The sequence below is a fragment of the Nocardia australiensis genome (assembly GCF_020733705.1).
Lineage (GTDB): Bacteria > Actinomycetota > Actinomycetes > Mycobacteriales > Mycobacteriaceae > Nocardia > Nocardia australiensis.
On record NZ_JAJFZM010000001.1, the window covers coordinates 902,934 to 927,969 of the forward strand.

Below are 25,036 nucleotides of genomic sequence, written 5' to 3' on the forward strand. Positions count from 1 at the left end.
GTCGGTCCGCGACGGCAGCATCGGCGCACCCGCCGGTCGGGAAATTACCAGCGGAGGCGGTCAGGCCTCGAGCTTGTAGCCGAGGCCACGAACAGTTACGAGGTGTTCCGGCTTGGCCGGGTCGCCTTCGATCTTCGAGCGCAGCCGTTTGACGTGCACATCGAGAGTCTTGGTATCGCCAACGTAATCGGCGCCCCACACCCGGTCGATCAGCTGCCCACGGGTCAGCACACGACCGGAGTTGCGCAGCAGATATTCGAGCAGATCGAATTCCTTCAGCGGCAGGGTCACCTGCTTGCCGTTGACGTGCACGGTGTGCCGGTCAACGTCCATCCGAACGGGTCCCGCTTCGAGCACGCCGCTCTCGTTGGAGCCGTCGAGTTCGTCACCGGCGCCGCGGCGTAGCACGGCACGGATTCGGGCGATGAGCTCGCGCGCCGAGTACGGCTTGGTCACGTAGTCGTCGGCGCCCAGTTCCAGTCCGACCACCTTGTCGATCTCGCTGTCGCGGGCAGTCACCATGATCACCGGCACGCCGCTGCGGGTGCGCAGTTGCTTACACACGTCGGTGCCGCTCATACCGGGCAGCATGAGGTCGAGCAGCACGATGTCGGCACCGGACCGATCGAATTCGGCGAGCGCGGACGGTCCGTCACCGACTACGGTGACCTCGAAACCCTCCTTGCGCAGCAGGAACGCGAGCGGATCGGCCAGCGACTCCTCATCCTCGACGATCAGAACACTGGTCATCTACGTGCCTCCACACCATTGGGTCTGCCCGGCCCCAAGGGGCGCGGGCTGTTTTCTCTCATGCTCAGCACGACGCCGTCAACGTCTTCGTCGCTGTCGGCTTCGAGATGAGCGGGTATTCGCAGGGTGAACGTCGAACCGGTGCCCAGTTTGCTCCACAGGGTGATCTCACCGTTGTGGTTGGCGGCCACGTGCTTGACGATAGCGAGCCCGAGCCCGGTACCGCCGGTGGCGCGCGAGCGGGCCTTGTCGGATCGGAAGAATCGCTCGAAGACCCGTTCCTGGTCTTCCTTGGCGATGCCGATACCGCGATCGGTCACGGCCATGGCGACATGATCGCCACGCAGCGACCGGCTCACCGATACGTGTGAGCCCGCGAGCGAGTAGGCGATCGCGTTCTCCACCAGATTCGACAGCGCCGTCACCAGTAGGGTTTCGTCGCCTAGCACCTCGAGCCCGCTGGGCCGGTCGGTGCTGACAGTGATCCCCGCCGCCTCCGCGGCGGTGTGGGAGCGATCGACCGCCCGTGTCACCACCGTGTCGACGTCCACGACTTCGAGTTCGGGAAGTTTTTCCGCGCCCTGTAGCCGCGAGAGCGCGATCAGTTCGGTCACCATCTTGCCGAGGCGACGGGACTCGCCGAGTACGCGCTCGCCGAAGTGACGCACCGCCTCCGGGTCTTCAGCGGATTCCAATAGCGCCTCGGCCAGCAGGCTCATCGCGCCGACCGGCGTTTTGAGCTCGTGGCTGACGTTGGCGACGAAATCGCGGCGGGTGGCCTCCATCCTGGCCTGCTCGGAGTCGTCGTCGGCGAACAGCACGGTGAAGCTGGTTTCCTCATGCGACAGTTGCCTGGCGACGCCGCGCACCGCGATCCGGCTGCGGCCGGGAATAGGGTTCTTGGCCGTGAGATCGAATTCGGTGGACTCCCCGCTGGCGAGCACCTTCTTCACCGCCGCCCAGGCACGTTCGTCGAGCATCCGGTTGCGGACCAGGCCGAGTTCCTCGGCGCGCGGGTTCACCAGCACGACGTCGCGGTACTCGTCGACGACGGCGATGCCGCTCTCGGAAGCCAGCACGATCAGGTCGAGCACCTGAGACATCGTGAGGCCCGAATCGGCCTGCCTGCGCGCGGCCTGCCTGGCATTCATGAAGGGGATCAGTAGTCCACCGACGGCCAGTCCGACGACAGCCGCGAGGACTGCCAACAGTACGGCCTGCGGAACACTCACAACTGAATCGTACGGTCGCGGGCGCGCAAACCAACTCGGGGTACACGAAGTTTCGTGCAGGTCATAACCACTTCCAGCATCGTTAGCCAGGCGTTTACGCGTTGTTCGGACAGCTGGACGCGAAACATGTCACCTTCCACCGGACGGGAAACGGCGCCCCTTTGGCGTTCGAATCAGGAGGAGGCACCGTCGCACGCCGGTATCACCAGCCGGAGTTGCCCCGCACCGGGATGTTGACGAAGCTCGGACGATTCGGATCCAACTGCACGTGCTGGGGCTTCAATCCCGTGTCGAGCAGCATCGGCAGTACCGGCAGCCCCTTGGGGAAGTTGCCGGCGAACACATCGACGCGCAGGCGGTGCCCCGGTGCCAGCACCGCCTCGGTAGCCGGCAGGGCGATATCAAGGGTGGTCTCCTGGCCGGGGACGGTCGGCAGGCGCCGGTCCAGCGAGGTGTACGCGCGTGGATCGGTGTAGTCACCGTTTGCCGATCTGGTGCTGTTGGCCTCGTCGATCTCGCGCAGCGACGCCATGATCTGCCCGGAGGAGAGCACGCTCGACTGTCCGTCCGGCGCAACATCATTCACCGTCGCCACCCAGTATCCGTCGGCGGCGTCCTGAACGGTGTTGAGCCGCACCGCGATCCTGCCGGAGATGGTGGTGGTGTCGGCGACCGGGTCGCTGGTGAAGGTCAGCCCGTTCAGCTCCGCGACCCGGGAATCCGTCGCGCAACCGTCGATGATCGAGAGGGCACCCGCACTACCCTGCGCCGCGTCGTTGGAGCACAGGGTAGTCAGGCCGGGCGCGACCGTCAGCCGCGCCGAGTCCGGGCTCGCCGCCGGCAGCAGCGATCCGTCGTACGCGCTGTTGGCGGTGCCAGTGTGGTTGGCGGACAGGTACATCCGGCGATGCTCGGCGTCTTGTCCAGCCTCGGACGCATCGGGATCGGCGAACGAATCGGCGGTGATCCAACCGCCGCCCTGCTGACGCAGGGTGACCGGGCCGTAGGAATCGATGCCGTTGTCGATGCCCTTGAGCCACTTGTCGAACCAGGCACGCTGCAGCACATCCAGACGCGGCGGCAGGCCGGGCTTGCCGTATTCATTGCCGGAATTGATGTGATAGGTATCGCCCATCAGCAGTTGCTTCTGACCGGCCGGCAGCTGAATCTCGTTGTAGATCTTGGATTCCGAGTAGGTGAACAGGTCGTGCCAGCCGCCGGTGACGAAGGTCGGAACCTGAATCTTGCTCGGATCGCTCAGCCAAGCCTGACGTGGAGACGAGGTGCCGGTCAGTAGTTCCTTGGCGCGCGGGTCGAGATCCTCGACGCGGGTGGTTGTGTAGACGTTGAGCAGCACGTCCATGAACGTAAACGGATCCCGCGCGCGGTCCTGGAGCCATTTCATGTCGAAGTTCCCGTTGAATATCGACGCCAGGTCGGGGACGAGCTTGAGGCCGTTGATAGCCGAGAGCCACAGCGGGATGAAGTTGAAGCCGAAGCCGCCACCGGGCGCGAGCACGTCATTGACCAGGTCGCTGCCGGGCACCACCGGGAAGATCGCCTTCAGCGCGGGCGGCGCCATGGTGGCGGCCTGCACCTGGTTGATGCCGGAGTAGGAGAGGCCGTTCATTCCGATGCGACCGTTGGACCACGGCTGGTTCGCGGCCCAGTCGATCACCTCTACCGTGTCCTGCTGCTCGCGCTGGCGCAGCATGTCCCAGATGCCCTGGGAGAAGCCGGTGCCGCGCACGTCGACGACGACCTGGGTGTAGCCGCTTTTGATGAGCTGGCGGTCGACAGCGAAGTTGCGCAGCTCCCCGCCGCCGAATGCCTTGGTCATATCGGTGACGCCGGACAGCGGGGTACCACTCATATCGATCTGACGGAAAAAACCGATCAGCGCGTCGGAGAGTCCGGGGACTGACAACGCACTGTCGGTGATATTCGACAGCAGCTTGGTGTAGGGCGTCATGTTTACGACGGTCGGCGTCGGGGTATCGATCGGCCGGCCGGCACCGTCCGCGGGGCGATACACATTGGCCTCGAGGACGGTGCCGTCGCTCATGACGATCGGGATATCCCACTGGATGTTCACATTCGGGTACTGCTGGGGGCCGTCTTCGGCTGCGGTCCACGCGGTACCGGCGGCACCGCCGTCAGGGCCCGTCGGTGTGGGCGCGGCACTCGCGCCCGACGCCAGGAAAGGGACGATGATGATGGCGGCGACTGTCGCCACCGTGACCCGCAACGCGTGCTTCATCGAACGTGATCCACCTCTCGGACTGGTCGAACGACCGAAAGTGTACATACCGACGAGTAAGTCTTGGCTTTCGGTCACTCCGTTTCGAGCCGAATATTGATTCACATACAACCGAAGTCGCGCAATAACGCCTGTGTATCACCACCACAGCTTTGTTTGCGCGGCAGAATTGCCAATCACTAACAGGCGGATTTACCGCTACTTTCCGCCCTGCCCAGCCACCGCGGCGGCACCGGCTGCGGCAGCGTCCGGGTCCAGATATTCACGCGGGCGGACCGGGCGCAAATTCTCATCGAGTTCGTAGCGCAGCGGGATGCCGGTAGGAATGTTCAGCTCGGCAATCTCGTCATCGGAAATACGATCGAGATGCTTGACCAGAGCGCGCAACGAATTACCGTGCGCGGCAACGAGAACAGTCTTGCCCGCGACCAGTTCCCGGGAGATGGTCGACTCCCAGTACGGGACCATCCGGTTCACCACATCGAGCAGGCATTCGGTCTTCGGGACCTCGATGTCCGTGTAGCGCGGATCGCCCTCCTGGCTGTATTCGTTGGCCGGGTCGATCGGCGGTGGCGGAGTGTCGTAGCTGCGGCGCCACAGCATGAACTGCCCGTCGCCGTACTTGTCGCGAACCTGCGCCTTGTTCTTACCCTGCAGTTCGCCGTAATGACGCTCGTTGAGCCGCCAGTCCCGGACCACCGGAATCCAGTGCCGGTCGGCCGCGTCGAGCGCGATATTCGCGGTGCTGATCGCGCGGCGCAGCAGCGAGGTGTAGACGATGTCGGGCAGGATGCCGTGCTCGGCCAGCAGTTCCCCGGCGCGCTTGCCCTCGGCGATGCCCTTATCGGTCAGGTGCACATCCACCCAGCCGGTGAACAGATTCAGGGCATTCCATTCGCTCTCGCCGTGGCGCAGTAGCACGAGGGTGTAGGTCATGCTGGTCATTCTGGCATGCGCGCGAACCCGCCTCGCACCCGTTCGGCGCGCACGATCGCTCCGGCGCCGGTCACTCAGTCGGCAATGCCGGTCGACGCGTGCCCCGCCGCCAGCACACCCGCGCCAACCAGGGTGGCGCCGTTGGTGATTCGCGACGGCACCACCGTGAGCTCCCGCAGGAAACCCAATCGGGCATGCCGGGCGACCGCCGCCAGCAACGGCGCCCACAGCGGTTCACCCGACTGGGCGAAACCACCGCCGATCACCACGCGATCAATATCGAGCAGCGCCGCCGCCGAGGCGATGGCCTGCCCGAGCGCGGTCCCGGAACGATGCAGCGCGGCGACCGCGATCTCGTCACCGGCGTGCGCGGCCGCCGCCAACGCCATCCCCGTATCACCACTCCACCCCTGTTGACGCGCCCACCGCACCGATGACATGCCGCTCGCGATCGCCTCCACACAACCAACACCACCGCATTCGCACGGCACATCCCAGCCCGGCACCACGATATGGCCGATATGACCGGCATTTCCACTGCGCCCGACCAGCACCCGACCGTCGGCGATGATGCCACCACCGATCCCCGACGACACCGTCATAGCCAGCCCGTTCGCCACCCCGCGCAACGCACCGAGATGATGTTCGGCCAGCGCGAGACAGGCACCGTCCATCGCGAATCGTATTGCGGCACCGGGAAAGAGCCCTCGCACCTCGGCAACGATCGGAAAGCCGGACTTCCACTCAGGGATATTCAGCGGCCCCGTAACACCGGCCCGCACATCAATAGGTCCAGCCGACCCGATCCCCACCGCGCCAACCAAGCCACCCTCCACCACCTCGAGCAGCAACCCACGACACGCCTCCCACACGTTCTCCCGCGGCACCTCAACCCGCCGCACATCACGCACCTCCCCCGCCAACCCCACAACCCCCGCCGCAAACTTCGTCGCACCGATATCAAGCGCAACCACCGTCATGATCGTGCGACCTCCCATACCTCGCGACCCACACGAACATAATCGGCGCACCTATACGCCACGCGATATTCAGCCCCGCCATCACCGAACGAACCACCCCCGAGACAACCGCCTCTAGATCACAAAACCTAACGGGACACAGAACATTCGGTGCCGCACCACCCACTCGCCACAACACCGTTCCCGCACAAACCCACTTACGCGTCCACTCGCCACAACACCAACTTCCGAGCGAAGCGAGACCGAGCCCTAAAGTTCGCGGCTCACTCCGATGTGCGACTTGGAGGCTGCGAACCCGCCGTGCCTGCGGCCAAAACCTCAGCATCCACCAAATGCTCGAACGCCCGCAGATTCTTCAACGATTCCCCTCGTGAAACCCGCCACTTCCATTCTCTCCGAATGGATTCCGCGAACCCGAGTTCCAACAGCGTGTTGAAGTCGGCGTCGACGGCCTCGAGGATTTGCCCGAAGACGCGGTCGATTTCATCGGCGGTGACGGCGTGGGTGGCGATACGGCCGATCAGGTAAATGTCGCCGACCCGGTCGAGGGTGTAGGCCACACCGTAGAGCCTGCGGTTGCGTCGCAGCAGGAACTTGTAGACGCCTTCGAAATTTTCGTCGGGTTTGCGGCAGACGAATGATTCGATCCGTACACCGTGTTTGCCGACGGTGAGCATGACGGTCGTCTTCAGCTTGCGCTCACCGGGCAGGATGACGACGAAGACATCGTCGCTGGGGTGGGTGTGTTCGATTTCCCGGTCGCGCAGCGTCTCATCGATCAGCCGCGCGGTTGTCTCGCTACTCATCGGTGTGCTCCCGTCCGGCGCCGACACAGCGCCCGCGATCTGGCCTGGCTGCCTTCGGTGAGTACCGCGGCAGGGCGCACGTGCTCCGATAGCGTGGCGCGCCCGGTGCCGAGTTCCGAGCGCAGCTCGCGGAAATCGCTCAGCGCCGCCGAGTAGCTGTCCAGCAGCCCGTCCGCGGTGTGTTCCCAGGAGAAGTTCGCGGCATGCCCGACCGCACGGGCGCTCATCCTGCGCAGCCGTTCCGGATCGTCGAGCAGGTAGCCGAGGGCTCCCGCCCATTCCGTGGTGGCATGGCCCGGCACCAGCAGGCCGGTCTCGCCGTGGCGTACCGCGGTGCCGAGTCCGCCCACGTCGGCGGCCAGTACCGGGGTACCACTGGCTTGCGCTTCGATGGCGACGAGCCCGAACGATTCGTTATAGCTGGGTACTGCGACCAGGTCGGCGGCGCGATACACCCACACCAGCCGGTCGGGTGGCTGCGGCGGCAGGAAGGTGACGTGTTCGGCGATGCCGAGTTCGGCGGCCAGCTCGATCAGCGCGTCGGGCCGGTCCAATCCGGTACCGGACGGGCCACCGACGATCAGCACCCGCAGCTTGCGCACTGGCTGTGTACGCAGCAACTCCGCGGCGGCGCGTACCAGCACATCGGGTGCCTTCAGCGGCTGGATCCGGCCGACGAACGCGACGATCTGCTCATCGGCGGCCAGCCCCAATTCGGCTCTGGCGGTGGCTTTTTCACCGGGGCGGTAGCGGCTCAGATCGGCGCCGGGCGGCACCACGTCGACGCGGTCGGGCGCCGCGCCGTACAGATCGACCAGCTGTCGTGCTTCCTCGGCGGTGTTGGCGACCATTCGATCCGACTCGGCGATCACCTGCTTCTCGCCGATCTCTCGGGTCATGGGCTCCGGACAGTCGCCGTCGGCGAGCGCGGCGTTCTTCACCGCGGCCAGGGTGTGCGCGGTGTGCACCAGCGGTACCCGCCAGCGATCGCGCGCCAGCCAACCGACCTGCCCCGACAGCCAGTAGTGCGAGTGGACGAGGTCGTAGTAGCCCGGCTGATGTCTGGCTTCCTGTCGCAGCACCTCGGCGGTGAACGGGCACAGTTGACTCGGCAGGTCATACTTGTCCAGGCCCTCGAACGGACCTGCCACCACATTGCGTACCAGCACTCCGGGCGCCGCCTCTTGGACCGGCGGCACACTCGATGTGGTGGCACGGGTGAAGATCTCCACCTTGGTGCCGCGCAGGGCCAGCTGGATCGCGGTTTGCAGCACGTAGACGTTCATACCGCCCGCGTCGCCGGTGCCCGGTTGAGCAAGAGGTGAGGTGTGCACCGATAGCACGGCAATCCGATTCGGCCGTAGGTCCGGGCGTTCACTCACACCATCCATAGTGCACGCTGCGGCCACCGCATCAGACACCCCGACCGACGCAAGTGACGGCCATCACAGGGCGCTGCGCTACGCGATACTCGACCAAAGCGGCGTGACAAGCGGTTACGCGACAAGCAGGAGCATGCTGATCGCCAGCATCACCACGGCTGTGGCCCCGTGGATGCCGTAAACGGCGGGCTTGGGCCCGTTGCTGCGCAACACGATCAGCGCGTCGCCGACGGGTTCGCCGAAGTCATCTGGAGCGCGCTGCACGGCATGGCTGTCCTGTCCGACAGCGGCCGCATCCCCTGGATGGCCAGGAGGAACGGCTCAATCTCCTCGTCCCTCAGATCGCCGACACCCAGCGGGCCGACCACGTATCAAGGGGCCAATTCGAAGGCCAAGGATCTGCCTTGAGCCGCTAGAGACCGTCGATGAATTCGCTGACTTCCGCCACGAAACGGGTGCGGTCCTCGATGAACAGGCCATGTTGCGCGCCTTCCCAGAACGAGGAGCGCGCACCTGGAACGGCGTCGAGGATGTAGCGGCCGTTCTCGATCGGCACGACCGGATCGCTGGTGCCGTGCAGGACCAGCACCGGGATGTCGAGCGCCCGCAGCGTGGCGGTGTTGTCGACGGTTCGATAGAACAGCGCCTTGCGCACCCTCGGCGGCGTCGCGAGGCTCGCGCCGAACAGGCGCTGCGCGTCGACGCCGGTGTCAGGGCCGGGCCCGGTATTGGCGTTGCCGAAGGCTCCGAAAGCACGCACGGCCTGACCGGCACGTTCCTCGAAGACACCGGGAATGGCCTCCCGCATGGCCGACCCGGTCTCGGCGCCGGGCGCGCGACCGATATTGGCCATCGAACCGGAGTAGACGACACCCGCGACCGCGCCGGTGCCATATGCGGTCAGATAGTCGCTCAGCACGATGCCGCCGTAAGACCAGCCGAGCAGTACCGCACCGGACTCGACGCCCTCGCTCGTCAATACCGCCGCGATATCGGCGGCCCAGTTCTTCGGATCGTCATATCCGGTTTCCGGAGCGTCGGAGTAACCGTGCCCGCGCAGGTCGACGGCGATGACGCGGAACCTTTCGGCCAACTCGTCCGCCGCGGCGCCCCAGCACCGCAGATCGGCCGACCACCCGTGCAGCAACACCAGCGCTCGCCCGTCGGCGGGGCCGCTCACTTGATAGGCGATGTTGGTTCCGTCCACACTGACCGCATTCCGAATAGCCATGCATCGAGGCTAACGGTGCCGCTTCGGCCGCCGCGTGATCAGGGCAACAACACCGGGCGCCGGCAAACACCCTGCATTTAGGATTGGGAGCATGAGTATCCGCACCGCCGTCGTCACCGGAGCCAGTTCGGGCATCGGGGAAGCCACTGCCCGGGAGCTCGCAGCGCAGGGCTTCCACGTCTACGTCGGTGCGCGCAGGCTCGATCGCCTGAAGGCCCTCGCCGACGAAATCGGCGGTACCGCACTGGAACTCGACGTAACGTCCGAAGAATCGGTGCGGAAATTCACGAACGCTGTCGACAGTGCGCACGTGCTGGTCAACAATGCGGGCGGCGCGAAGGGGCTCGCCTCGGTCGCTGAGGCCGACCTCGATGACTGGCGTTGGATGTGGGAGACGAACGTGCTCGGCACGCTGCGCATCACCAAGGCGCTGCTGCCGAAGCTGATCGCCTCGGGTGACGGGCTCATCGTCACGATCACCTCGGTCGCGGCCTTCCATGCCTACGACAACGGCTCCGGCTACACCTCGGCGAAGCACGCGCAGGCGGTCCTACACCGCACGCTGCGCGGCGAGTTGCTCGGCCAGCCCGTCCGGCTTACCGAAATCGCCCCTGGCGCAGTCGAAACCGAGTTCTCGCTGGTCCGTTTCGACGGCGACGAAGAACGCGCCGCCAAGGTGTATGAGGGCATCGACCCACTGGTCGCACAGGACATCGCCGAGATAGTCGGCTTCGTCGCCTCGCGACCGCCGCACGTCAACCTGGATCAGATCATCGTGGCCCCACGTGACCAGGCCGCTCCCGGCCGCTTCGCGCGCCGCGGCTGAGATACCAGTGTCCCGCTGAGATACCGTGGCGGGCTGCTAGCTATTTCGGATTGGAGTTACTCGATTCATGCTCAAGGGTTTCAAAGATTTCCTCATGCGCGGGAATGTCATCGACCTCGCCGTCGCGGTGGTAATGGGCACCGCGTTCACCGCGGTGGTGACGGCGGTAACCAAGGGCATCATCAATCCCTTGCTAGCCGTCCTCGGTAAAACCAATGAGCTGGGACTCGGTATCCAATTGGTGGCCGGTAAACCCGCCACCTTCATCGCTATCGGACCGATCATCACCGCGCTGCTCGATTTCGTCATGGTCGCCGGGGTGTTGTATTTCGTGCTGATGATGCCGATGAAGACCCTCAAGAATCGTTTCGGCACCACCAAGGTGGCCGAGCCGACCCAGACCGAACTGCTCATCGAGATTCGCGACCTGCTCGCCAAACAGAATCGCGACGCCGACGAGGAAGCCGTCATGCTGGATAAGGTCGGCGCGAACCGGTAGTTACACCGCCGCGGATATCTAACGGGGCGGGCCCGGGGCGACGGGGGTCGCCGAGATGCTTGGCGCGTGCGTCTCGTCCAATGCGGACAGACCCTTCCAGGTGCTCCAGTCGATCGTCCAGTCGTAGACGTCGCCGTCGGCGGCCGACATCGGGATCGACGTGCCGGTCACCTCCACCGGATCGCCGTAGAGCGCAGTGGGGAAATATGCCTGCGCGTCACCGGGGGACAAATTGATGCAACCGTTGGTGACATTCGAGGAGCCCTGCGCCGATAGCGATTCCGGGTTCGCGTGAATGAATTCGCCGTTATTGGAAATGCGCACCGCCCAGCGTTCCCGAACGTTGGTATAGAACGGCGGGTTCGACATCATGAAGTCTTCGTACTTCTCGGTGACCACGTGTACACCGGAACGAGTCACATTACGAGGCTCGTTGCCCTCGCCGTAGCTGACCGCGAAATCGAAGACAGTCTGACCGTCGCGCACCACCTGCATCCGATGACTCGGCGCATTGGCCTGCACGATCTGACTGCGGCCGATGCGGAACTCCGACGTGAGATCGGTATATCCATAATTGCCGCCACCGAGATCGAGTCCGTAGAGCTTGGCCGAGACCTGCACATCGGTGCCGGGCACCCAATATTCCTTGGGTCGCCAGTGCAGCCGCGAGCCGCCGTTATCGTCCGGGAACCAGGCCCACGCACCTTCGGTGGGTGGGTTCGTGGTGACGGTGAGCGCCTTCTCCACCTCGGCCTTGTTCTGCACGGAAGCCTGGAACTGCAAGACGACCGGCGCGGCGATGCCGACTTCCTGATTGTCGGCGATATTGAGGGTCGCCGGAACGGTGTTCTTCGGTGCCAGGGTCCTGAAGGTGCCGTCGATGGGGACGGGCTTGCGGTCGGTGCCGATCGCGGTGCCCGACCAGGTGTAGGAGGCGTCGTAACCGAGCGGCTCGGTGATCTTGTAGCTATGCCGGTCGGGCGCGAGTTCGCCGGTGACCTGCTTGCCGTTCGCGTTCGCCAGGGTGATCTGGTCGATCATGCCGTCGGTCACGGTGACCGAGACCGGCGCGATCGGATTGACGTTCTTGGCATCGGCGGCCGGGGTCTGGGTGACCTTCGCGACCGGCCCCGAGTCCTGGGCGGACTCGCTCTTGTCGCCGCGGTCGATCGTGCATCCGGCCACCAGGGCGGCCACTGCGAGAAGCACGGCCGATACTACGGCCGCCGGTCTGCGGATGACTGGACGGTTGCTCACCGCATCGAATTTACGCGCGGAGATTCGATGAACCGGTCAGCGAAGAATGTGACGGCGATCTCCGGTCAGAGCGTGACACCCACAGTGACCGGTTCCGGTTCCAGCCGTATGCCGAACCGTTCGGCCACTCCATCGCGCACCGTCCGAGCCAGCGCAACCACGTCCGCGGCGGTAGCGCCGCCACGGTTGGTCAGCGCCAGCGTGTGTTTCGTCGACAGCCGGGCCGGGGCGGCCGGGCCGGGGAAGCCCTTGGCGAAACCGGCCCGCTCGATGAGCCAGCCGGCGGGGAATTTGACCCCATCCGGCGCCGGGTAGGCCGGAATGCTGACATCGCCCACATAGTCGGTGATCGCGGCCCGCACCTGCGCGACGCGGGCCTCGGGTACTACCGGATTGGTGAAGAACGAGCCCGCACTCCAGGTGTCGTGGTCGGCGGCATCGAGCACCATGCCCTTGCCTGACCGCAACCGCAGCACCGCGGCTCTGACCTGATCCGCGGGCCGGGACGTACCGTCGGTCGCGTCGAGCGCGCGGGCGAGTTCGCCGTAGCGAAGTGGCGCGCTCGATCCTGTTGGGTCGAGCGCGTAGTCGACGGCGAGCACCACCGCGTCATCGCGGTGCTTGAGCACGCTGGTGCGATATCCGAAACCGAGTTCGCCGGGTTCGGCCCAGCGGATCTCGCCGCTCGCCCGGTCGAGCAGCCGCACCCGGCGCAGCAGGTTCGCCACCTCCACGCCATAGGCGCCGACGTTCTGCACGGGTGTCGCGCCGGCCGACCCCGGGATTCCGGACAGGCACTCCAGACCGCCCAAACCGGCGGCGACCGTCGCGGCCACCACGAAGTCCCAGTCCGCGCCTGCCTCGGCTATCACGCCATCCGCGCCGATCTCGACGCCGCCGGTAAGCACGCGGACCACAACTCCGTCGAAGCCGTCGTCGGCGATCAGCAAATTGGAACCACCCGCTAGCAGCAATACCGGGATATCGGCGGCGTCGAGCGCGCGCACGGTCGCCACCAGCGACTCGGTGCTCGCGCATTCGGCGACCGTGGCCGGGCCGCCGACCCGCAGCGTAGTGAGGTCCGCCAATCGCACCGATTCGCGCAGCAGCGCACCGGTGTCGGTCAGCAGGTCGCGCAGCTGATCGGTCGAGACCACCCGTGAAGTTCGCACAGCCAGACGGTAGCGTGTCCGATCATGGCTACACCCCTGGCGTACACGGCCCGCTACACATTTCCGGCCGTTGCTGTGCGCGCGGCGATCGCAGACGAGCAGTATTGGAAGGACCGCATCGCCGAGGTGGGTGGACCGAACGCTCGGCTCGACCTGGTCGCTGTCAACGGTGACCAAGTCCGAGTCGAGCTGGTGCAGGCTATCGCCGCTGAGCTGCTGCCCGCCGCGATCACCGCGGTGCGCCCCGGCGACCTGATCATCCCGCGCGTCGAGAACTGGACCGGCGACTTCGCGACCTTCGAGGCCCGCGTCGAGGGGGCGCCTGCCGAGGTCCGTGGCACCATCACCCTCGCCGATGACGGTTCCGGTTCGGTCGCCACCGTCACCGGCAGCATCGAGGTGAAGATCCCGCTGTTCGGCGGCAAGATCGAAACCGCGATCGCCGAACACCTCACCAACCTGCTCGCCTCCGAGGAGGAGTTCAGCAACACCTGGCTCGGATCGCACTGACCGGGCGCCCCGGCGCGAGCGACGGCCCTGGATGCGGTACCGCCAGTGCTCGGGAGCGCCCGCGATTGGGCACCGCCCCGCCACCGGTGCGGACTGGGCTAGGTCCGGGTCTGATCGGCCACGGCCTGTGGTGGCTGCCCACATTTACCGCCGAACGATGACGCGACGATCGGTCCCGGTAACGTGATCGCCCATGGCTCGTCGACTGGACTACTCAGCCCGCTACCCGTTGCACAACACCAAAGAGCTGTATGCGGCACTGTCGAACCGCGACTATTGGGAGGCACGGGTCACGGAGATGCGGAAGTACTCCGACAACGAGGTCATCAGCCATGAGGTGAGCGACTCCGGGATCGAACTCGTGATGCATCACATTCTGCCGAGGGAGATGCTGCCGGAGATCGCGCAGGCCGTGATGCGCAAGGACATGGTGATCACCCGCAAGGAGAGCTACGGCCTGTTCAACGAGGACGAGGTCATCGGCAAATACTCGGCATCCATTCCCGCAGGCCCTGGCAGTCTCGGCGGCACCGTTCGACTGTTCCCGACCGACACCGGCGCCACCATGCGGTTCTCCTCCGAGGCGAAGGTGTTCATTCCGATGGTGGGTCCGCGACTGGAGCAGCTGATGCTGGTGAATCTGGTCGACCTGTTCCGTGCCGAAGCCGAAGAGACCGTGCGGTGGCTGGAAGAGCAAAACCCGACCCACTGAGCAAACCGGTCGGCACCATCACCCGTGGCACCACCGGCGTCAACCGGTTGCGGCGCAGCGATCGGTGGCTGATGCACGACGACCTGGTCAGTACGCGACTGCGGGCCGCCGCCGATCCACTTGTCGTCGACCTCGGCTACGGAGCGAGTCCATGGACGACGCTGGAGTTGGCGACGCGCCTGCGTACCGTCCGCCCGGATGTGCGCGTCGTCGGTCTCGAGATCGATCCACAGCGGGTGGCGCCCGGTCGCGACGGCGTGACCTTCGCCCGTGGCGGATTCGAATTGGCCGGGCTGCGACCGACTTTGGTGCGCGCGTTCAATGTGCTCCGGCAGTATCCGGAATCGGCGGTGCCCGGGGCATGGTCGACCATTCTGACCGGTATCGCACCGGGCGGGCTGCTCGTCGACGGCACCTGTGACGAGTTGGGCCGCCGCTGCGCCTGGGTACTGCTGGATCGTTCCGGCCCGCTGTCGCTCACGGTGGCGTGGGACCCGTTCACCGTCGATCGCCCCTCCGATATCGCCGAGCGACTCCCGAAGGTGTTGATACACCGCAACATTCCGGGCGAACCGATCCACACGCTGCTCACCGCCGCCGACCGGGCCTGGGCGCACGCCGCGCCGCTGGCGCCGTTCGGGCCGAGGATACGTTGGCGTGCCGCATCGGAGTCGTTGCGGCGGAACGGTTTTCCGGTGCGCCCCTACCGTCGTCGGATGCGCGATTGCGTACTTTCGGTGCCATGGTCGGCGGTGGCGCCGAACTGACCGCGCTGCCGGTGATTCACACGCCCGCCAACGCCCGGTCTATCCTCGCTGCCGCGTGCGGCGGCAAATATCCACTGGCCGAACGGATCCCCTCGATCGCACAGCGGTGGATAGCGACCGCGTCACCGACCACTTCGTCGAGCGCCGACTGCCCGATATCGGCCTCCGCCAGATCCAGCACAGTCCGAACCGGCGTCGTTACCAGGAACGAACCGGCCGATTCCACGTCAGTACCGGCCAGCCTGCGCCGCAACACCACCAACCGCGGTGTCACCGGCGGTCGTCCCGCGCCGACCGACAGGTGCAGGAACCTCGGGCCCAGCCGCCCCAGCCCGTGCAGTTCCGCCGCGCTCTGATGTGAAACCGCTACGGCGCCGTCAAACCACGCTGCCCACATGGCGTATTCGTCGAGCGGCCCCTCGACCCATTCGCCCAGCCGCAGCAGCCCGACCCCGGCTCGGGTCACCGATCCGTCCGCGAGACCGGCCCGAACCCGCACCTCACAACCGGTGCGCGTAACCTGCCCGATGGTGAAGAAACCGGCATGGCGACCGGCCAATCTTCGCAGCACACGCCATCGGTGTTCCAAAGATTCGAACGCGCGGCCCGCCGCTTCGCCAGCCATGACGACCAGGCTACGCTCGAATCTTGTGTCATATGTCACAATCGAAGCCCTCACCGCGCCCACATACCGGACACAGAAACGTCATGGAGAATCGGCGACATGAGCGTTAAGCCTCCCTCCACCAAGACGATCAGCCGACGCACCCTGGTGATCGCCCTCGTCGTGGTCGCGACCCTGCTGGTCGGGGTCGTAGTCGGCGGCGAGGCGTATGCCAGGCATACCGTTTCACGTTGCATCAGTACGCAATTCGAGAAGGACATGGGCTCGAAGATCGATGTCGGCTTCGGCTGGAAGCCGATGCTGATCACCTGGTTCGACGGCAAGATTTCCGAAGTCACCGTCGACAGCGACGACACCAAGTTCGGTCCGGCCGTCGGCATGGTGGTGCATGCCCGCTTGAATGATGTAGAGGTCAAGGACAACGGCAAGAGCGGCGGCACCATTGGCAGTTCATCGGCCGATGTCACCTGGAGCAATGACGGCATCAAGGAGACCCTCGCCGGAATGGTGACCGGCGTGAAGTCCTCGGCATCCAGCGGCATGCTGACCCTCGATGTGCTCGGCGGCCTCGCACAGTTGCAGGTGCACCCGCAGGTGACCAATGGTGTGGTGCATGTCGAGACGGCTTCGGCTCACCTGCTCGGCATCGGACTGCCGACCGATCTGGTGCAGAGCATCGTCGATGTCTTCAGCCAGAGCCTGCAGAGCTATCCGCTCGGGCTGAAGGCCACCGATATCAAGGTGACCGACAATGGCATCGAGGTGAAACTCGCGGGCGGAGGCACCGAACTCGCCGCCGCGACCGGCAGCAACTCCGACGTCATGTGCTGAGACAACCTCAGCGCGCGAAACCATCCAACACCACACGGGATTTGGACAGACCGAGGCGGGTCGCACCGGCGGCGATCAGTTCGGCCGCGGCCTGCGCGGTTCGAATGCCGCCGCTGGCCTTGACGCCGAGGCGCCCTCCGACGGTCTCGGCCATCAGCTCGACAGCATGCACGCTGGCACCGCCCGCTGGATGGAATCCGGTGGAGGTCTTCACAAAATCGGCGCCCGCCTGTTCGGCGATCCGGCAGACCTCAACGATCGCGGTGTCCGGCAGCGCCGCGGATTCGATGATCACCTTGAGCAGCGCACGATCACCCACCGACTCACGAACCGTCACGATATCGGCCAGCACCGCAGTGAATTCGCCCGCTTTGGCCGCGCCCACGTCGATGACCATGTCCACCTCGGCCGCGCCCTGGTCGACGGCAAGGCGTGCCTCGGCGCCCTTCACCAGCGAATGGTGTTTGCCCGAAGGGAATCCGGCGACCGTCGCGACCACCACCCCCGGCGCCCGCACCGGCAGCATCGACGGCGACACACAGATCGCATACACCCCGAGGTCCCGAGCCTCCGCCACCAAAGCCTCGACATCGGCGGGCGTCGCTTCGGGGGCGAGCAGGGTGTGGTCGATCATGGCGGCCACTTCGGACCGGTTCAGCGGCGCGGAATCAGCCATGGGATCAGAGTCTCGCATACCGAGGGCGAATTCCATTGCGCGCCTCCGGCACATCCCGCACACTCGATACTGCCGGTGGACTACGGGTAGCGCGGGCTGGCCCGTACCGACGGAACAGCGGGTACGGATGGCCCTACTCGCTCAGGAGGAGATAACGCCGTGCTGATCCGTCGGGAACGCGCCGACGACGCCGCTGCCATCGCGGCGGTACATCGCAGCGCGTTCGGACCGCAATACGCGAACGGCGACGCCAGCACTGTCGACCTCGAGGTCGACAACGCCGACCCGCCCGAGGTCGATCTGGTCGCTCGCCTGCGCAGTGATTCGGGCTGGATCCCGACGCTTTCACTCGTCGCCATCGAATACGACCTCGTCATCGGCCACCTGTGCCTGACCCGAGCCGGAGTAGGCCCCTTCCCGGTCCTCGCGCTCGGGCCCATCGGCGTCACCACGAATCACCAGGGCAACGGCGTCGGCTCGGCGCTCATGCACGCCGCCCTAGGCGCCGCCGACGCACTGGACGAGCCATTAGTCGGCGTACTGGGCAGCCTCGACTTCTACCCCCAATTCGGTTTCGTCCCCGCCGCCCGCCTGGGCGTAGTTCCCGACGAACCAACATGGGCCACCCATTTCCAGGTACGACCCCTTACCGCATACGAATCTCCGATAATCGGCGAATTCCATTACGCTGAACCGTTTTACAACGATCAATCGACCACAAACAACCGCACATAGCAACAAACACTCAGACATCCCCTCCACAAAGGTGGCCATGTTCACCCCCCACTGCCCACCTGGGAGTATGTAGCGATGAGTTCCGCGCTATCCGCCCTGGACGACCGCCGCTTCGTCCTCAGCCTCGGCTGCCCGGACCGACCGGGCATCATTGCCCGGATCACCTCGTTCATCGCCGAGTTCGGCGGATCGATCGTGGAGGCCGGTTACCACTCGGATGTCGACAGTGGCTGGTTTTTCACCCGCCAGGCGATCAAGTCGTCGACGGTGCCGTTCGGGTTGACGGAGCTGCGTGAGCGATTCGCCGGGGTAGCGGCCGAGCTGGGGCCGGAGACCGAGTGGCAGTTGCTGGATTCGGGGGAACGGCGCCGCGCGGTCCTGCTGGTCAGCAAGGACGGGCACTGCCTGCACGATCTGCTCGGCCGGGCCGCGAGCGGCGAGTTGCCGGCGACTATCGAGGCGGTGATCGGTAATCATCCCGATCTGGCCGGGATGACTGAGGCGCACGGCGTGAAGTTCCACTATGTGCGTTTTCCGAAGGACCCGGCTGAGCGCGGCCCGGCATTCGACGAGGTCAGGGCCCTGGTCGATGCGCATGATCCGCACGCGGTGGTCCTGGCCCGATTCATGCAGGTGCTGCCGCCGCAGCTGACCGAGCACTGGTCCGGGCGGGCGATCAATATTCACCACAGCTTCCTGCCCTCGTTCGTCGGTGCCCGCCCGTATCACCAAGCGTTCGCTCGCGGCGTCAAGCTGATCGGCGCGACCTGTCATTATGTGACCGCGGAACTGGATGCCGGTCCGATCATCGAGCAGGACGTGATCCGCATCGATCACGCCGACGAGGTGCGCGACATGGTGCGTCAGGGCCGCGATATCGAACGCGTCGTGCTGGCCCGCGGTCTGCGCTGGCATCTGGAGGGCCGCGTGGTTGTCCACGGTCGCCGCACTGTCGTCTTCAATTGACCGGTCGGCATGGAGTGCTCGGTCGGCGGGTGCACCGCTTCCAGGACGTCGGCCAGATCTTCGTTGAACCGCTCGTAGTTGGAAGCCCGCCGGCGCGGACGGCAACATTGCACGCATCGGACACCACTTTGCGTTACTGCTAGATACAGCAACCCCGATTCGCGCTGCCAGCTACTGCCGACACTGAGAATGTTCGACCGAATTCCGCTCTACCAGCGCGGACCGCGCTGAATCTCGTCCACCTTCGGGCGCACGTCGGCCAGATAGATGCCGGTCGCGATGATCGCGACGAGCGCAAGCAGGCTCGTGACTTCCAGCGACAGCAGCAGGAACAACAACGCCCCGACCAGAATCGCGATCCAGATCGGCTTGGTCAGCTTGTCCACAGCCGTGAAGGCGTCGGGACGCTGACGGATGGCGTGTATCAGCGCGAAGATCGTCGCACCGAGTGCCACCAGCCGCAGTACGAGCAAGATCATGCCGGTCAAACCGTGCGCAATATCCACCCCACCCATATTAGAAGCAATGGCCCCGCACACCAGTGGTGTGCGGGGCCAGGGGTGGTTCGATAAAGCGATTACATCTTCTTCGGAGCGGCCTTCTTGGCCGGAGCCCTGGCGGGCGCCTTCTTGGCCGGGGCCTTCCTCGCCGCGACAGGTTCGGTCTCGGTGGTCACCGTCAGCACCTCGGCGTCGACGACCGGCTCGGCCTTGGCTTCGGCTTCGGCTTCGGCTTCGGATTCGGATTCGGATTCGGCTTCGGCAGCTTCCTCGACCTTGGCCGGACGGCCGATGAGGTCGTTGACGCGGCCGAGTACATCCTCCGCACGAGTGGTCGCGTCCTTATAGATGGACTCGACGCGCTCGAGCTGGTCATCGACCAGGTGGTTGGCGCGCAGCCGCTCAACGGTCTCCTCGCCACGCACGACAAGGTCCGAGTACAGGTCGACGACCTGGTGGTAGTACTTCTCGGCGAGGATGCGCAGTTCTTCGGGGGTGAACTTCTCGCGCAGCTCGGCGAGGTCCTCCGGAAGCTCGGACGGCAGTCCGGACAGCCGCTCGCGCAGCGATTCGAACTGGGCCTGGACGTCGGCGGGCACGTTGGCGAAGCGCTCGCGTGTCTCTTCGACGCGGCCGGACACATCGGCGGTGGCGGCGCGTTCGCGCACCTGGGTGACGGCGTCGACGACGGCGGCGTAGACGGCATCACCGGCACCGACGGTGGCGAACAGTGGTTTGGTGGAGTTCTTCTCGGTCATGGTTCGTCCTCCTGGCGTGGCGGAGTTTCGGTTATCACGCTCGGAACATCGCTGTCCCATTGATCCCCCCCTGGCTCGTCCCCCCCGTTTTCCCGGCGAAACGATTCATAGATGTCCAGCAGCACTTGCTTCTGCCGTTCGGAGACCGAAGTATCGGCGAGCAGGGCATCCCGGACCGGACTGTGCGGCCGCTGCTCGAGAAAGCCGGCCCGGACGTACAACACCTCCGAGGACACCCGCAGTGCCTTGGCAATCTGCGCGAGTACTTCGGCGGATGGGTTGCGCAATCCTCGCTCGATCTGACTGAGATACGGATTGCTCACCCCCGCCAGGGTGGCGAGTTGACGCAGCGAAACCTGCGCGGCCTCCCGCTGCGCCCTGATGAAACCTCCGATGTCGTGCGCCGCGGTTACGACGCGGGCCGCTCTTTCTCCGACGCCGGCCGATTGCTCGGACGAATTGTCGGTGTACTCGGCCGAAACCTCGGACTGGTCTGCCATCACTCACCTTCTGGCGGTTGTACGGTTGAAGTCTAGGACAGGGTGCTAACTATTGCAAGCGCATTGTTAGCACCCTGTCGCAGACGTTCGGCGTGTGCTGTTTCAGCTGCCGAACATGAATTGCGAAATCGTGTAGATAACCAGTCCAGCAAGCGATCCGACGACGGTTCCATTGATTCGGATGAACTGCAGATCACGCCCGACCTGCAATTCGATCTTCTTGCTGGCTTCCTCGGCATCCCACCTGGCAACCGTATCGGTGACGAGCGTGGTGATCTCCCCGGCATAGTTCTCCACCAGATAGCGTGCGCCGCGATCGATCCAGCCGTCTACATTCGCCCGTATTTCCTCATCGTCACGCAGCCGCTCCCCCAACTGCTGGACGTTCTCGGCCACCTTCCTGCGCAGCGTGCTGCTCGGATCGTCGGCCGATTCCAGAATCAGCCGCTTGGCCGCGCGCCAGGTCGCCGCGGCCATACCGGTGATTTCCTCGCGCCCCATGACCTGCGTCTTGATCCGCTCGGCCTTCTTGATCATGGCGTCGTCATGCTGCAGATCATCGGCGAATTCCTCGAGGAAACGATTCGCCGCCAGCCGTACCTCGTGCTCGGGGTTCGAACGGACCTTCCAGGTGAACTCGACCAGTTCCCGATAGATCCGTTCCGACAGCAGCACGTTGACGAATTTCGGGGCCCACTGCGGCGCGTCACGCAGGACGATCCGGTCGATCGTTTCCTGACTGCCGAGCGCCCACTGGTGCGCCCGCTCGGCAAGCATGTCCAACAGCGCCAGCTGACGATTGTCGGCGAGCAGTTCGGCAAGCACCCGGCCGATCGGCGGCCCCCACAGCGGTTCGGCGATCCGCTTCACGATCGTGTTATCGATCACCTGCTCGACGTCTTCGTCACGCAACGCCCCGACCACGGCCCGCAGAATGGTCGAACTCTCCTGCGCCACGCGGGCGGCATGACCAGGGTCGGCCATCCATCGCCCGATCCGCCAGGAGATCTGCGCTGAGCTAACCTTGGCCGAAACCACATCGGGGGCAAGGAAATTCGAGCCGACGAAGGCGCCGAGGCTGGCCCCGAGCTGGTCCTTCTTCTTGCGGATGATCGCGGTGTGCGGGATCGGCAGGCCGAGCGGATGCCGGAAAAGCGCGGTCACCGCGAACCAGTCGGCCAGCGCACCGACCATGCCCGCCTCCGAGGCCGCGCGCACATAGCCCACCCAATCGCCGCCCGCGCCGCGTGATTCCATCCAACGGCAGTACAGGTAGATCGCGGTGGCGAAGACCAACAGCCCGGCGGCGAACGCCTTCATCCGAAACAGGTCGCGTCGCTTGCGCTCCTCGTCCACGAAGGCGGCGAAGGTATTGGGAGCCGCGGCGGGAGGCTGGCCGCGCGAGTCGAGGACCGCGATGGTGCCGGGAGCTTTCTCCATGTCCTCCATTCTGCTGTGCGTCGCGGCGGAGCCGGTTCGCCCACGCACGCCGAGGTGTGAGTCCAGCCACGCTGAGGCGGGTCATCTGTGTGGTTCCGGCCGCATCCCGGCCCAAACGCACATCTGGGCGGTTGCTGGGACATAGGCTGAGGTGTGAATGCGGTCCGGCAGGGCGCAAGATGGCCGCAACCTACGAACGAGGAGTTCACGCTGTCCACCGAAGACCTTGTCGACGTCGGTGAGCGTGCCGAGCGACCGGCGGCGGTGCGCACCGACCGGCCGGACGGGCGCAAGCGCCGGTGGCGACAGCACAAGATCGACCGGCGCGAAGAACTCGTCGACGGCACTCTCGCCGCGATCCGCAACCGCGGGGCCGGCGCGGGCATGGACGAGATCGCGACCGAGATCGGTGTCTCGAAAACCGTGCTGTACCGGTACTTCTCCGATAAGAACGACCTGGTCCACGCGACCATGCAGCGCTATATCGAGAACACGCTGATGCCACGGGTCTATGGGGCGATCAGCCTCGACGCCGACGAATACCAGCTGGTGCGCTCGGCGCTGTCGGCCTACGTCAGCACCGTCGACGAGGACCCCGAGGTCTACCGCTTCATCATGGGCAACGGTTCGGGCGACCAGTCCTCGCTCGCGGAGTTCGAGAAACTCTTCGCCGAGGTGGTTTCGGTGGTCATCACCGACCGCGCCACCGAGCACAACCTCGAAACCGAGGGCGCGCTGCTGTGGTCCTACGTTCTGGTCGGCGGGATCCAGCTGGCCACGCACTGGTGGACCACCAACAAATCCATGTCGCGTGAACAGGTGATCGACTACCTCACGATGATGACGTGGAGCGCGATCGAGGGGATGGCGCGCGCCGGTGGCTCGCGGACGATCTTCAACGAGCAGCCGCACGTGCTGCCGACGGCGACCGCAGCCGCCGGCCCCGACGCGTGACCCGCTGCCTGCGCTAGCACGTTGCAAGCGCCCCGACGCAGGTCGTCGGCCCAGCGGCCGGGCAAGTGTGACGGCCGACTCGACTTTGCCCTCGGGTTGGCTACTCTGATCCCCGAGCGGTGCGCCGGAGTGCGTTGCGACACCACCCCGTACAGCGCTCGATGATGGCCTGCGCGAGACGCTACGTGGTCACGCAAAGCTGCCGCCCGCGCGTCCGTCGCTCCAACCGCGGCACCAATGGAGGTACCTCGATGGCCAAGCAAGTGCCGACTTCTCGGCTTGCCCGTGGCACCAAGCTGGGTGCGGTCGCGGCAGGCTCGATGATCCGGACACAGCGCACGCGGCTGTCGATGCGCGGGAGGTCCGAGGCCGTGCGCGCGAAGATGGCCGAAGAGTCGATGATCCGCACCACCGAGCAGGTGGTCATGGTCCTCGGGACCATGAAGGGCATCGCCATGAAACTCGGGCAGATGATGTCGGTTCTCGATCTGGATCTGGTGCCGGAGGATCATCGCGAACGCTTCCAGAAGCGACTGGCCGTGCTGCGCAATGCCGCCCCCACAGTCTCGTTCGAGTCGATGCGGCAGGTGATCGAGGAAGACTTCGGGCAACAGTTGGAACAGGTGTTCGCGGAGTTCGAGCCGGCGCCGATCGCGGCGGCCTCCATCGGGCAGGTTTATCGCGGCAGGCTGCACGACGGTCGTCAGGTCGCGGTGAAGGTGCAGTATCCCGGTATCGAGGCGGCGGTTCGCGCGGATCTGAAGAACCTGGCCATGTTCCGGCGCGTGCTGCAGTCGGCGATGCCGTGGGTGACCCCGACCGTCCTCGACGAACTGCGCCTGAATATGGAAGGCGAGCTGGACTACCAGGCCGAGGCCAATACCCAGCTGCAGATCGCCGAACTCTACGCCGGGCACCCGTTCATCCTGGTGCCGCGCTCGATACTCGAACTGAGCACCACGCGGGTGCTGGTCACCGAGTACGTCGAAGGCCGAGGGTTCGAGGAGATCAGGCGGTTGCCGGACGCCGAGCGCAATCGGATCGGCGAGATCATTTACCGGTTCTATGTGGGTTCGCTGTTCACCTTCAACGAGTTCTGCGGCGACCCGCATCCCGGCAACGTGCTGCTCGCCACCGACGGCCGCGTCAGTTTTCTGGACTTCGGGCTGTTCAACCGGATGGATCCCGAGCATGTGCGGTTCGAAACGGTCTGTCTGCGGGCGGCGGCCGAGGATCGCGCGGAAGACCTGCGGCAGTTGATGATCGAGCACGGTGTGATCGATTCGCCCGAGGAGATCGGCGCCGAGGAATGCCTGGAGTACGTGCTCGCCGCATCGGAATGGTGTCTGGTCGACGAGGAACTCACTATCACCCCGGAATTGGCCAGCGGCGCGTTCCTACTCGCCGTGGATCCTCGCGCGAGCGAGTTCGCCGGTATGAAACAGCAGAATCTGCCGCCGGAGCATCTGTTCTCACGACGAGCCGACTTTCTCACCTTCGGTATGCTCGGGCAGCTCGAATGCACCGCGAATTGGCATCGCATTTCACGCGAATGGCTTTATGACGAACCCCCGGTCGCCGAATTGGGCCGGGCCCATCACGACTGGTTGGCGCAGCGTCCGCCCTTGACGGCGACAAAGCCGAGGGCGCGGGCCAAGCAGCCCGCGCGAGACAAGGCATGGCCCGGTCGACCACATGATCCTGGCCGCACGGCCTGACACAGCATTCATC

At 65.3% G+C, this 25,036-nt stretch carries 27 protein-coding genes; 10 read left to right on the top strand and 17 right to left on the bottom strand.

The annotated features are described in order from the left end of the window. Positions 1–60 precede the first annotated feature (60 nt). The 9 genes from LKE06_RS04025 to LKE06_RS04065 all read right to left on the bottom strand — a co-directional run bounded on the left by LKE06_RS04025 (position 61) and on the right by LKE06_RS04065 (position 9,577). Positions 61–750, bottom strand: a complete 690-nt coding sequence (locus tag LKE06_RS04025; protein WP_227997252.1) for a response regulator — start codon at positions 748–750, stop codon at positions 61–63. Then, positions 747–1,982, bottom strand: a complete 1,236-nt coding sequence (locus LKE06_RS04030; protein WP_227997253.1) for a sensor histidine kinase — start codon at positions 1,980–1,982, stop codon at positions 747–749. Before LKE06_RS04030 ends, LKE06_RS04025 begins: the two co-directional genes overlap by 4 nt. Positions 1,983–2,184: 202 nt before the next feature. Beyond that, entirely contained in the window at positions 2,185–4,242 is a 2,058-nt protein-coding gene (locus tag LKE06_RS04035) for a CocE/NonD family hydrolase (RefSeq protein WP_227997254.1), read from the bottom strand. Positions 4,243–4,440: 198 nt separating this feature from the next. Beyond that, positions 4,441–5,178: a phosphoglyceromutase gene (locus tag LKE06_RS04040; protein ID WP_227997255.1), complete on the bottom strand. Its 738-nt coding sequence runs from the start codon at positions 5,176–5,178 to the stop codon at positions 4,441–4,443. Positions 5,179–5,252: 74 nt separating this feature from the next. Beyond that, on the bottom strand, positions 5,253–6,158 hold the full coding sequence (locus LKE06_RS04045) for an ROK family protein (RefSeq protein WP_227997256.1): 906 nt from the start codon (positions 6,156–6,158) through the stop codon (positions 5,253–5,255). 263 nt (positions 6,159–6,421) lie between these two features. Beyond that, positions 6,422–6,964: a type III secretion system chaperone family protein gene (locus LKE06_RS04050; RefSeq protein WP_227997257.1), complete on the bottom strand. Its 543-nt coding sequence runs from the start codon at positions 6,962–6,964 to the stop codon at positions 6,422–6,424. Continuing rightward, positions 6,961–8,355, bottom strand: a complete 1,395-nt coding sequence (mshA, locus tag LKE06_RS04055) for a D-inositol-3-phosphate glycosyltransferase (protein ID WP_227999274.1) — start codon at positions 8,353–8,355, stop codon at positions 6,961–6,963. The genes LKE06_RS04050 and mshA overlap by 4 nt, the downstream gene beginning before the upstream one ends. Positions 8,356–8,460: 105 nt before the next feature. After that, entirely contained in the window at positions 8,461–8,610 is a 150-nt protein-coding gene (locus tag LKE06_RS04060; protein ID WP_227997258.1) for a DUF4267 domain-containing protein, read from the bottom strand. A gap of 148 nt (positions 8,611–8,758) precedes the next feature. After that, positions 8,759–9,577 (bottom strand): alpha/beta fold hydrolase, encoded by an 819-nt coding sequence (locus LKE06_RS04065; protein ID WP_227997259.1) that lies wholly within the window; start codon positions 9,575–9,577, stop codon positions 8,759–8,761. Positions 9,578–9,668: 91 nt separating this feature from the next. On the opposite strand from LKE06_RS04065, the gene LKE06_RS04070 reads away from it, so the two are divergent. After that, positions 9,669–10,403, top strand: a complete 735-nt coding sequence (locus LKE06_RS04070; protein WP_227997260.1) for an SDR family NAD(P)-dependent oxidoreductase — start codon at positions 9,669–9,671, stop codon at positions 10,401–10,403. A gap of 67 nt (positions 10,404–10,470) precedes the next feature. Beyond that, positions 10,471–10,902 carry a large conductance mechanosensitive channel protein MscL gene (gene mscL / locus LKE06_RS04075; RefSeq protein ID WP_227997261.1) on the top strand — a complete coding sequence of 144 codons (432 nt, stop codon included), beginning with the start codon at positions 10,471–10,473 and terminating at the stop codon, positions 10,900–10,902. Positions 10,903–10,920: 18 nt separating this feature from the next. Here mscL and LKE06_RS04080 read toward each other — a convergent pair whose 3' ends face one another. Both LKE06_RS04080 and LKE06_RS04085 read right to left on the bottom strand, forming a co-directional pair. Further along, positions 10,921–12,159, bottom strand: coding sequence for a L,D-transpeptidase (locus tag LKE06_RS04080; protein WP_227997262.1), 1,239 nt, complete (start codon positions 12,157–12,159; stop codon positions 10,921–10,923). 65 nt (positions 12,160–12,224) lie between these two features. Next, a complete protein-coding gene (locus LKE06_RS04085) occupies positions 12,225–13,265 on the bottom strand; it encodes a UDP-N-acetylmuramate dehydrogenase (RefSeq protein ID WP_227999275.1) in 1,041 nt (346 codons plus the stop codon). A gap of 90 nt (positions 13,266–13,355) precedes the next feature. Between LKE06_RS04085 and LKE06_RS04090 the strand changes: the two genes are divergently transcribed. From LKE06_RS04090 to LKE06_RS04100, 3 genes are all read left to right on the top strand, one after another. After that, a complete protein-coding gene (locus tag LKE06_RS04090) occupies positions 13,356–13,841 on the top strand; it encodes a DUF2505 domain-containing protein (protein WP_227997263.1) in 486 nt (161 codons plus the stop codon). 193 nt (positions 13,842–14,034) lie between these two features. Then, a complete protein-coding gene (locus tag LKE06_RS04095) occupies positions 14,035–14,553 on the top strand; it encodes a DUF2505 domain-containing protein (RefSeq protein ID WP_227997264.1) in 519 nt (172 codons plus the stop codon). After that, positions 14,523–15,320: a class I SAM-dependent methyltransferase gene (locus LKE06_RS04100; RefSeq protein ID WP_227997265.1), complete on the top strand. Its 798-nt coding sequence runs from the start codon at positions 14,523–14,525 to the stop codon at positions 15,318–15,320. Before LKE06_RS04095 ends, LKE06_RS04100 begins: the two co-directional genes overlap by 31 nt. Before the next feature lie 16 nt (positions 15,321–15,336). Here LKE06_RS04100 and LKE06_RS04105 read toward each other — a convergent pair whose 3' ends face one another. Further along, the gene (locus LKE06_RS04105) at positions 15,337–15,945 is read right to left on the bottom strand and encodes a hypothetical protein (RefSeq protein WP_227997266.1); all 609 of its coding nucleotides are present in this window, start codon (positions 15,943–15,945) and stop codon (positions 15,337–15,339) included. Between the two features lie 99 nt (positions 15,946–16,044). Between LKE06_RS04105 and LKE06_RS04110 the strand changes: the two genes are divergently transcribed. Beyond that, a complete protein-coding gene (locus LKE06_RS04110; RefSeq protein ID WP_227997267.1) occupies positions 16,045–16,776 on the top strand; it encodes an LmeA family phospholipid-binding protein in 732 nt (243 codons plus the stop codon). Positions 16,777–16,783: 7 nt separating this feature from the next. Here the strand turns inward: LKE06_RS04110 and deoC are convergent, their stop codons facing one another. Continuing rightward, positions 16,784–17,452, bottom strand: a complete 669-nt coding sequence (gene deoC, locus LKE06_RS04115; RefSeq protein ID WP_227997268.1) for a deoxyribose-phosphate aldolase — start codon at positions 17,450–17,452, stop codon at positions 16,784–16,786. A 159-nt stretch (positions 17,453–17,611) separates the two neighbouring features. Here deoC and LKE06_RS04120 point away from each other — a divergent pair, with 159 nt between their 5' ends. Beyond that, a complete protein-coding gene (locus LKE06_RS04120) occupies positions 17,612–18,187 on the top strand; it encodes a GNAT family N-acetyltransferase (protein WP_227997269.1) in 576 nt (191 codons plus the stop codon). 75 nt (positions 18,188–18,262) lie between these two features. Further along, positions 18,263–19,153, top strand: a complete 891-nt coding sequence (gene purU / locus LKE06_RS04125) for a formyltetrahydrofolate deformylase (protein WP_227997270.1) — start codon at positions 18,263–18,265, stop codon at positions 19,151–19,153. Between the two features lie 209 nt (positions 19,154–19,362). On the opposite strand, the gene LKE06_RS04130 is transcribed toward purU, so the two are convergent. From LKE06_RS04130 to LKE06_RS04145, 4 genes are all read right to left on the bottom strand, one after another. Then, positions 19,363–19,668, bottom strand: a complete 306-nt coding sequence (locus LKE06_RS04130) for a DUF2516 family protein (protein ID WP_227997271.1) — start codon at positions 19,666–19,668, stop codon at positions 19,363–19,365. A gap of 62 nt (positions 19,669–19,730) precedes the next feature. Then, the gene (locus LKE06_RS04135) at positions 19,731–20,411 is read right to left on the bottom strand and encodes a heparin-binding hemagglutinin (protein ID WP_227997272.1); all 681 of its coding nucleotides are present in this window, start codon (positions 20,409–20,411) and stop codon (positions 19,731–19,733) included. Next, complete coding sequence (locus LKE06_RS04140) at positions 20,408–20,911, bottom strand: helix-turn-helix domain-containing protein (protein WP_227997273.1); 504 nt, start codon at positions 20,909–20,911, stop codon at positions 20,408–20,410. The genes LKE06_RS04135 and LKE06_RS04140 overlap by 4 nt, the downstream gene beginning before the upstream one ends. Positions 20,912–21,013: 102 nt before the next feature. Continuing rightward, positions 21,014–22,351 carry a DUF445 domain-containing protein gene (locus tag LKE06_RS04145; RefSeq protein ID WP_227997274.1) on the bottom strand — a complete coding sequence of 446 codons (1,338 nt, stop codon included), beginning with the start codon at positions 22,349–22,351 and terminating at the stop codon, positions 21,014–21,016. Between the two features lie 264 nt (positions 22,352–22,615). Here LKE06_RS04145 and LKE06_RS04150 point away from each other — a divergent pair, with 264 nt between their 5' ends. Beyond that, on the top strand, positions 22,616–23,305 hold the full coding sequence (locus tag LKE06_RS04150; protein ID WP_227999276.1) for a TetR/AcrR family transcriptional regulator: 690 nt from the start codon (positions 22,616–22,618) through the stop codon (positions 23,303–23,305). A gap of 251 nt (positions 23,306–23,556) precedes the next feature. Then, entirely contained in the window at positions 23,557–25,023 is a 1,467-nt protein-coding gene (locus LKE06_RS04155; RefSeq protein WP_227997275.1) for an ABC1 kinase family protein, read from the top strand. The last annotated feature ends 13 nt before the right edge of the window (positions 25,024–25,036 follow it).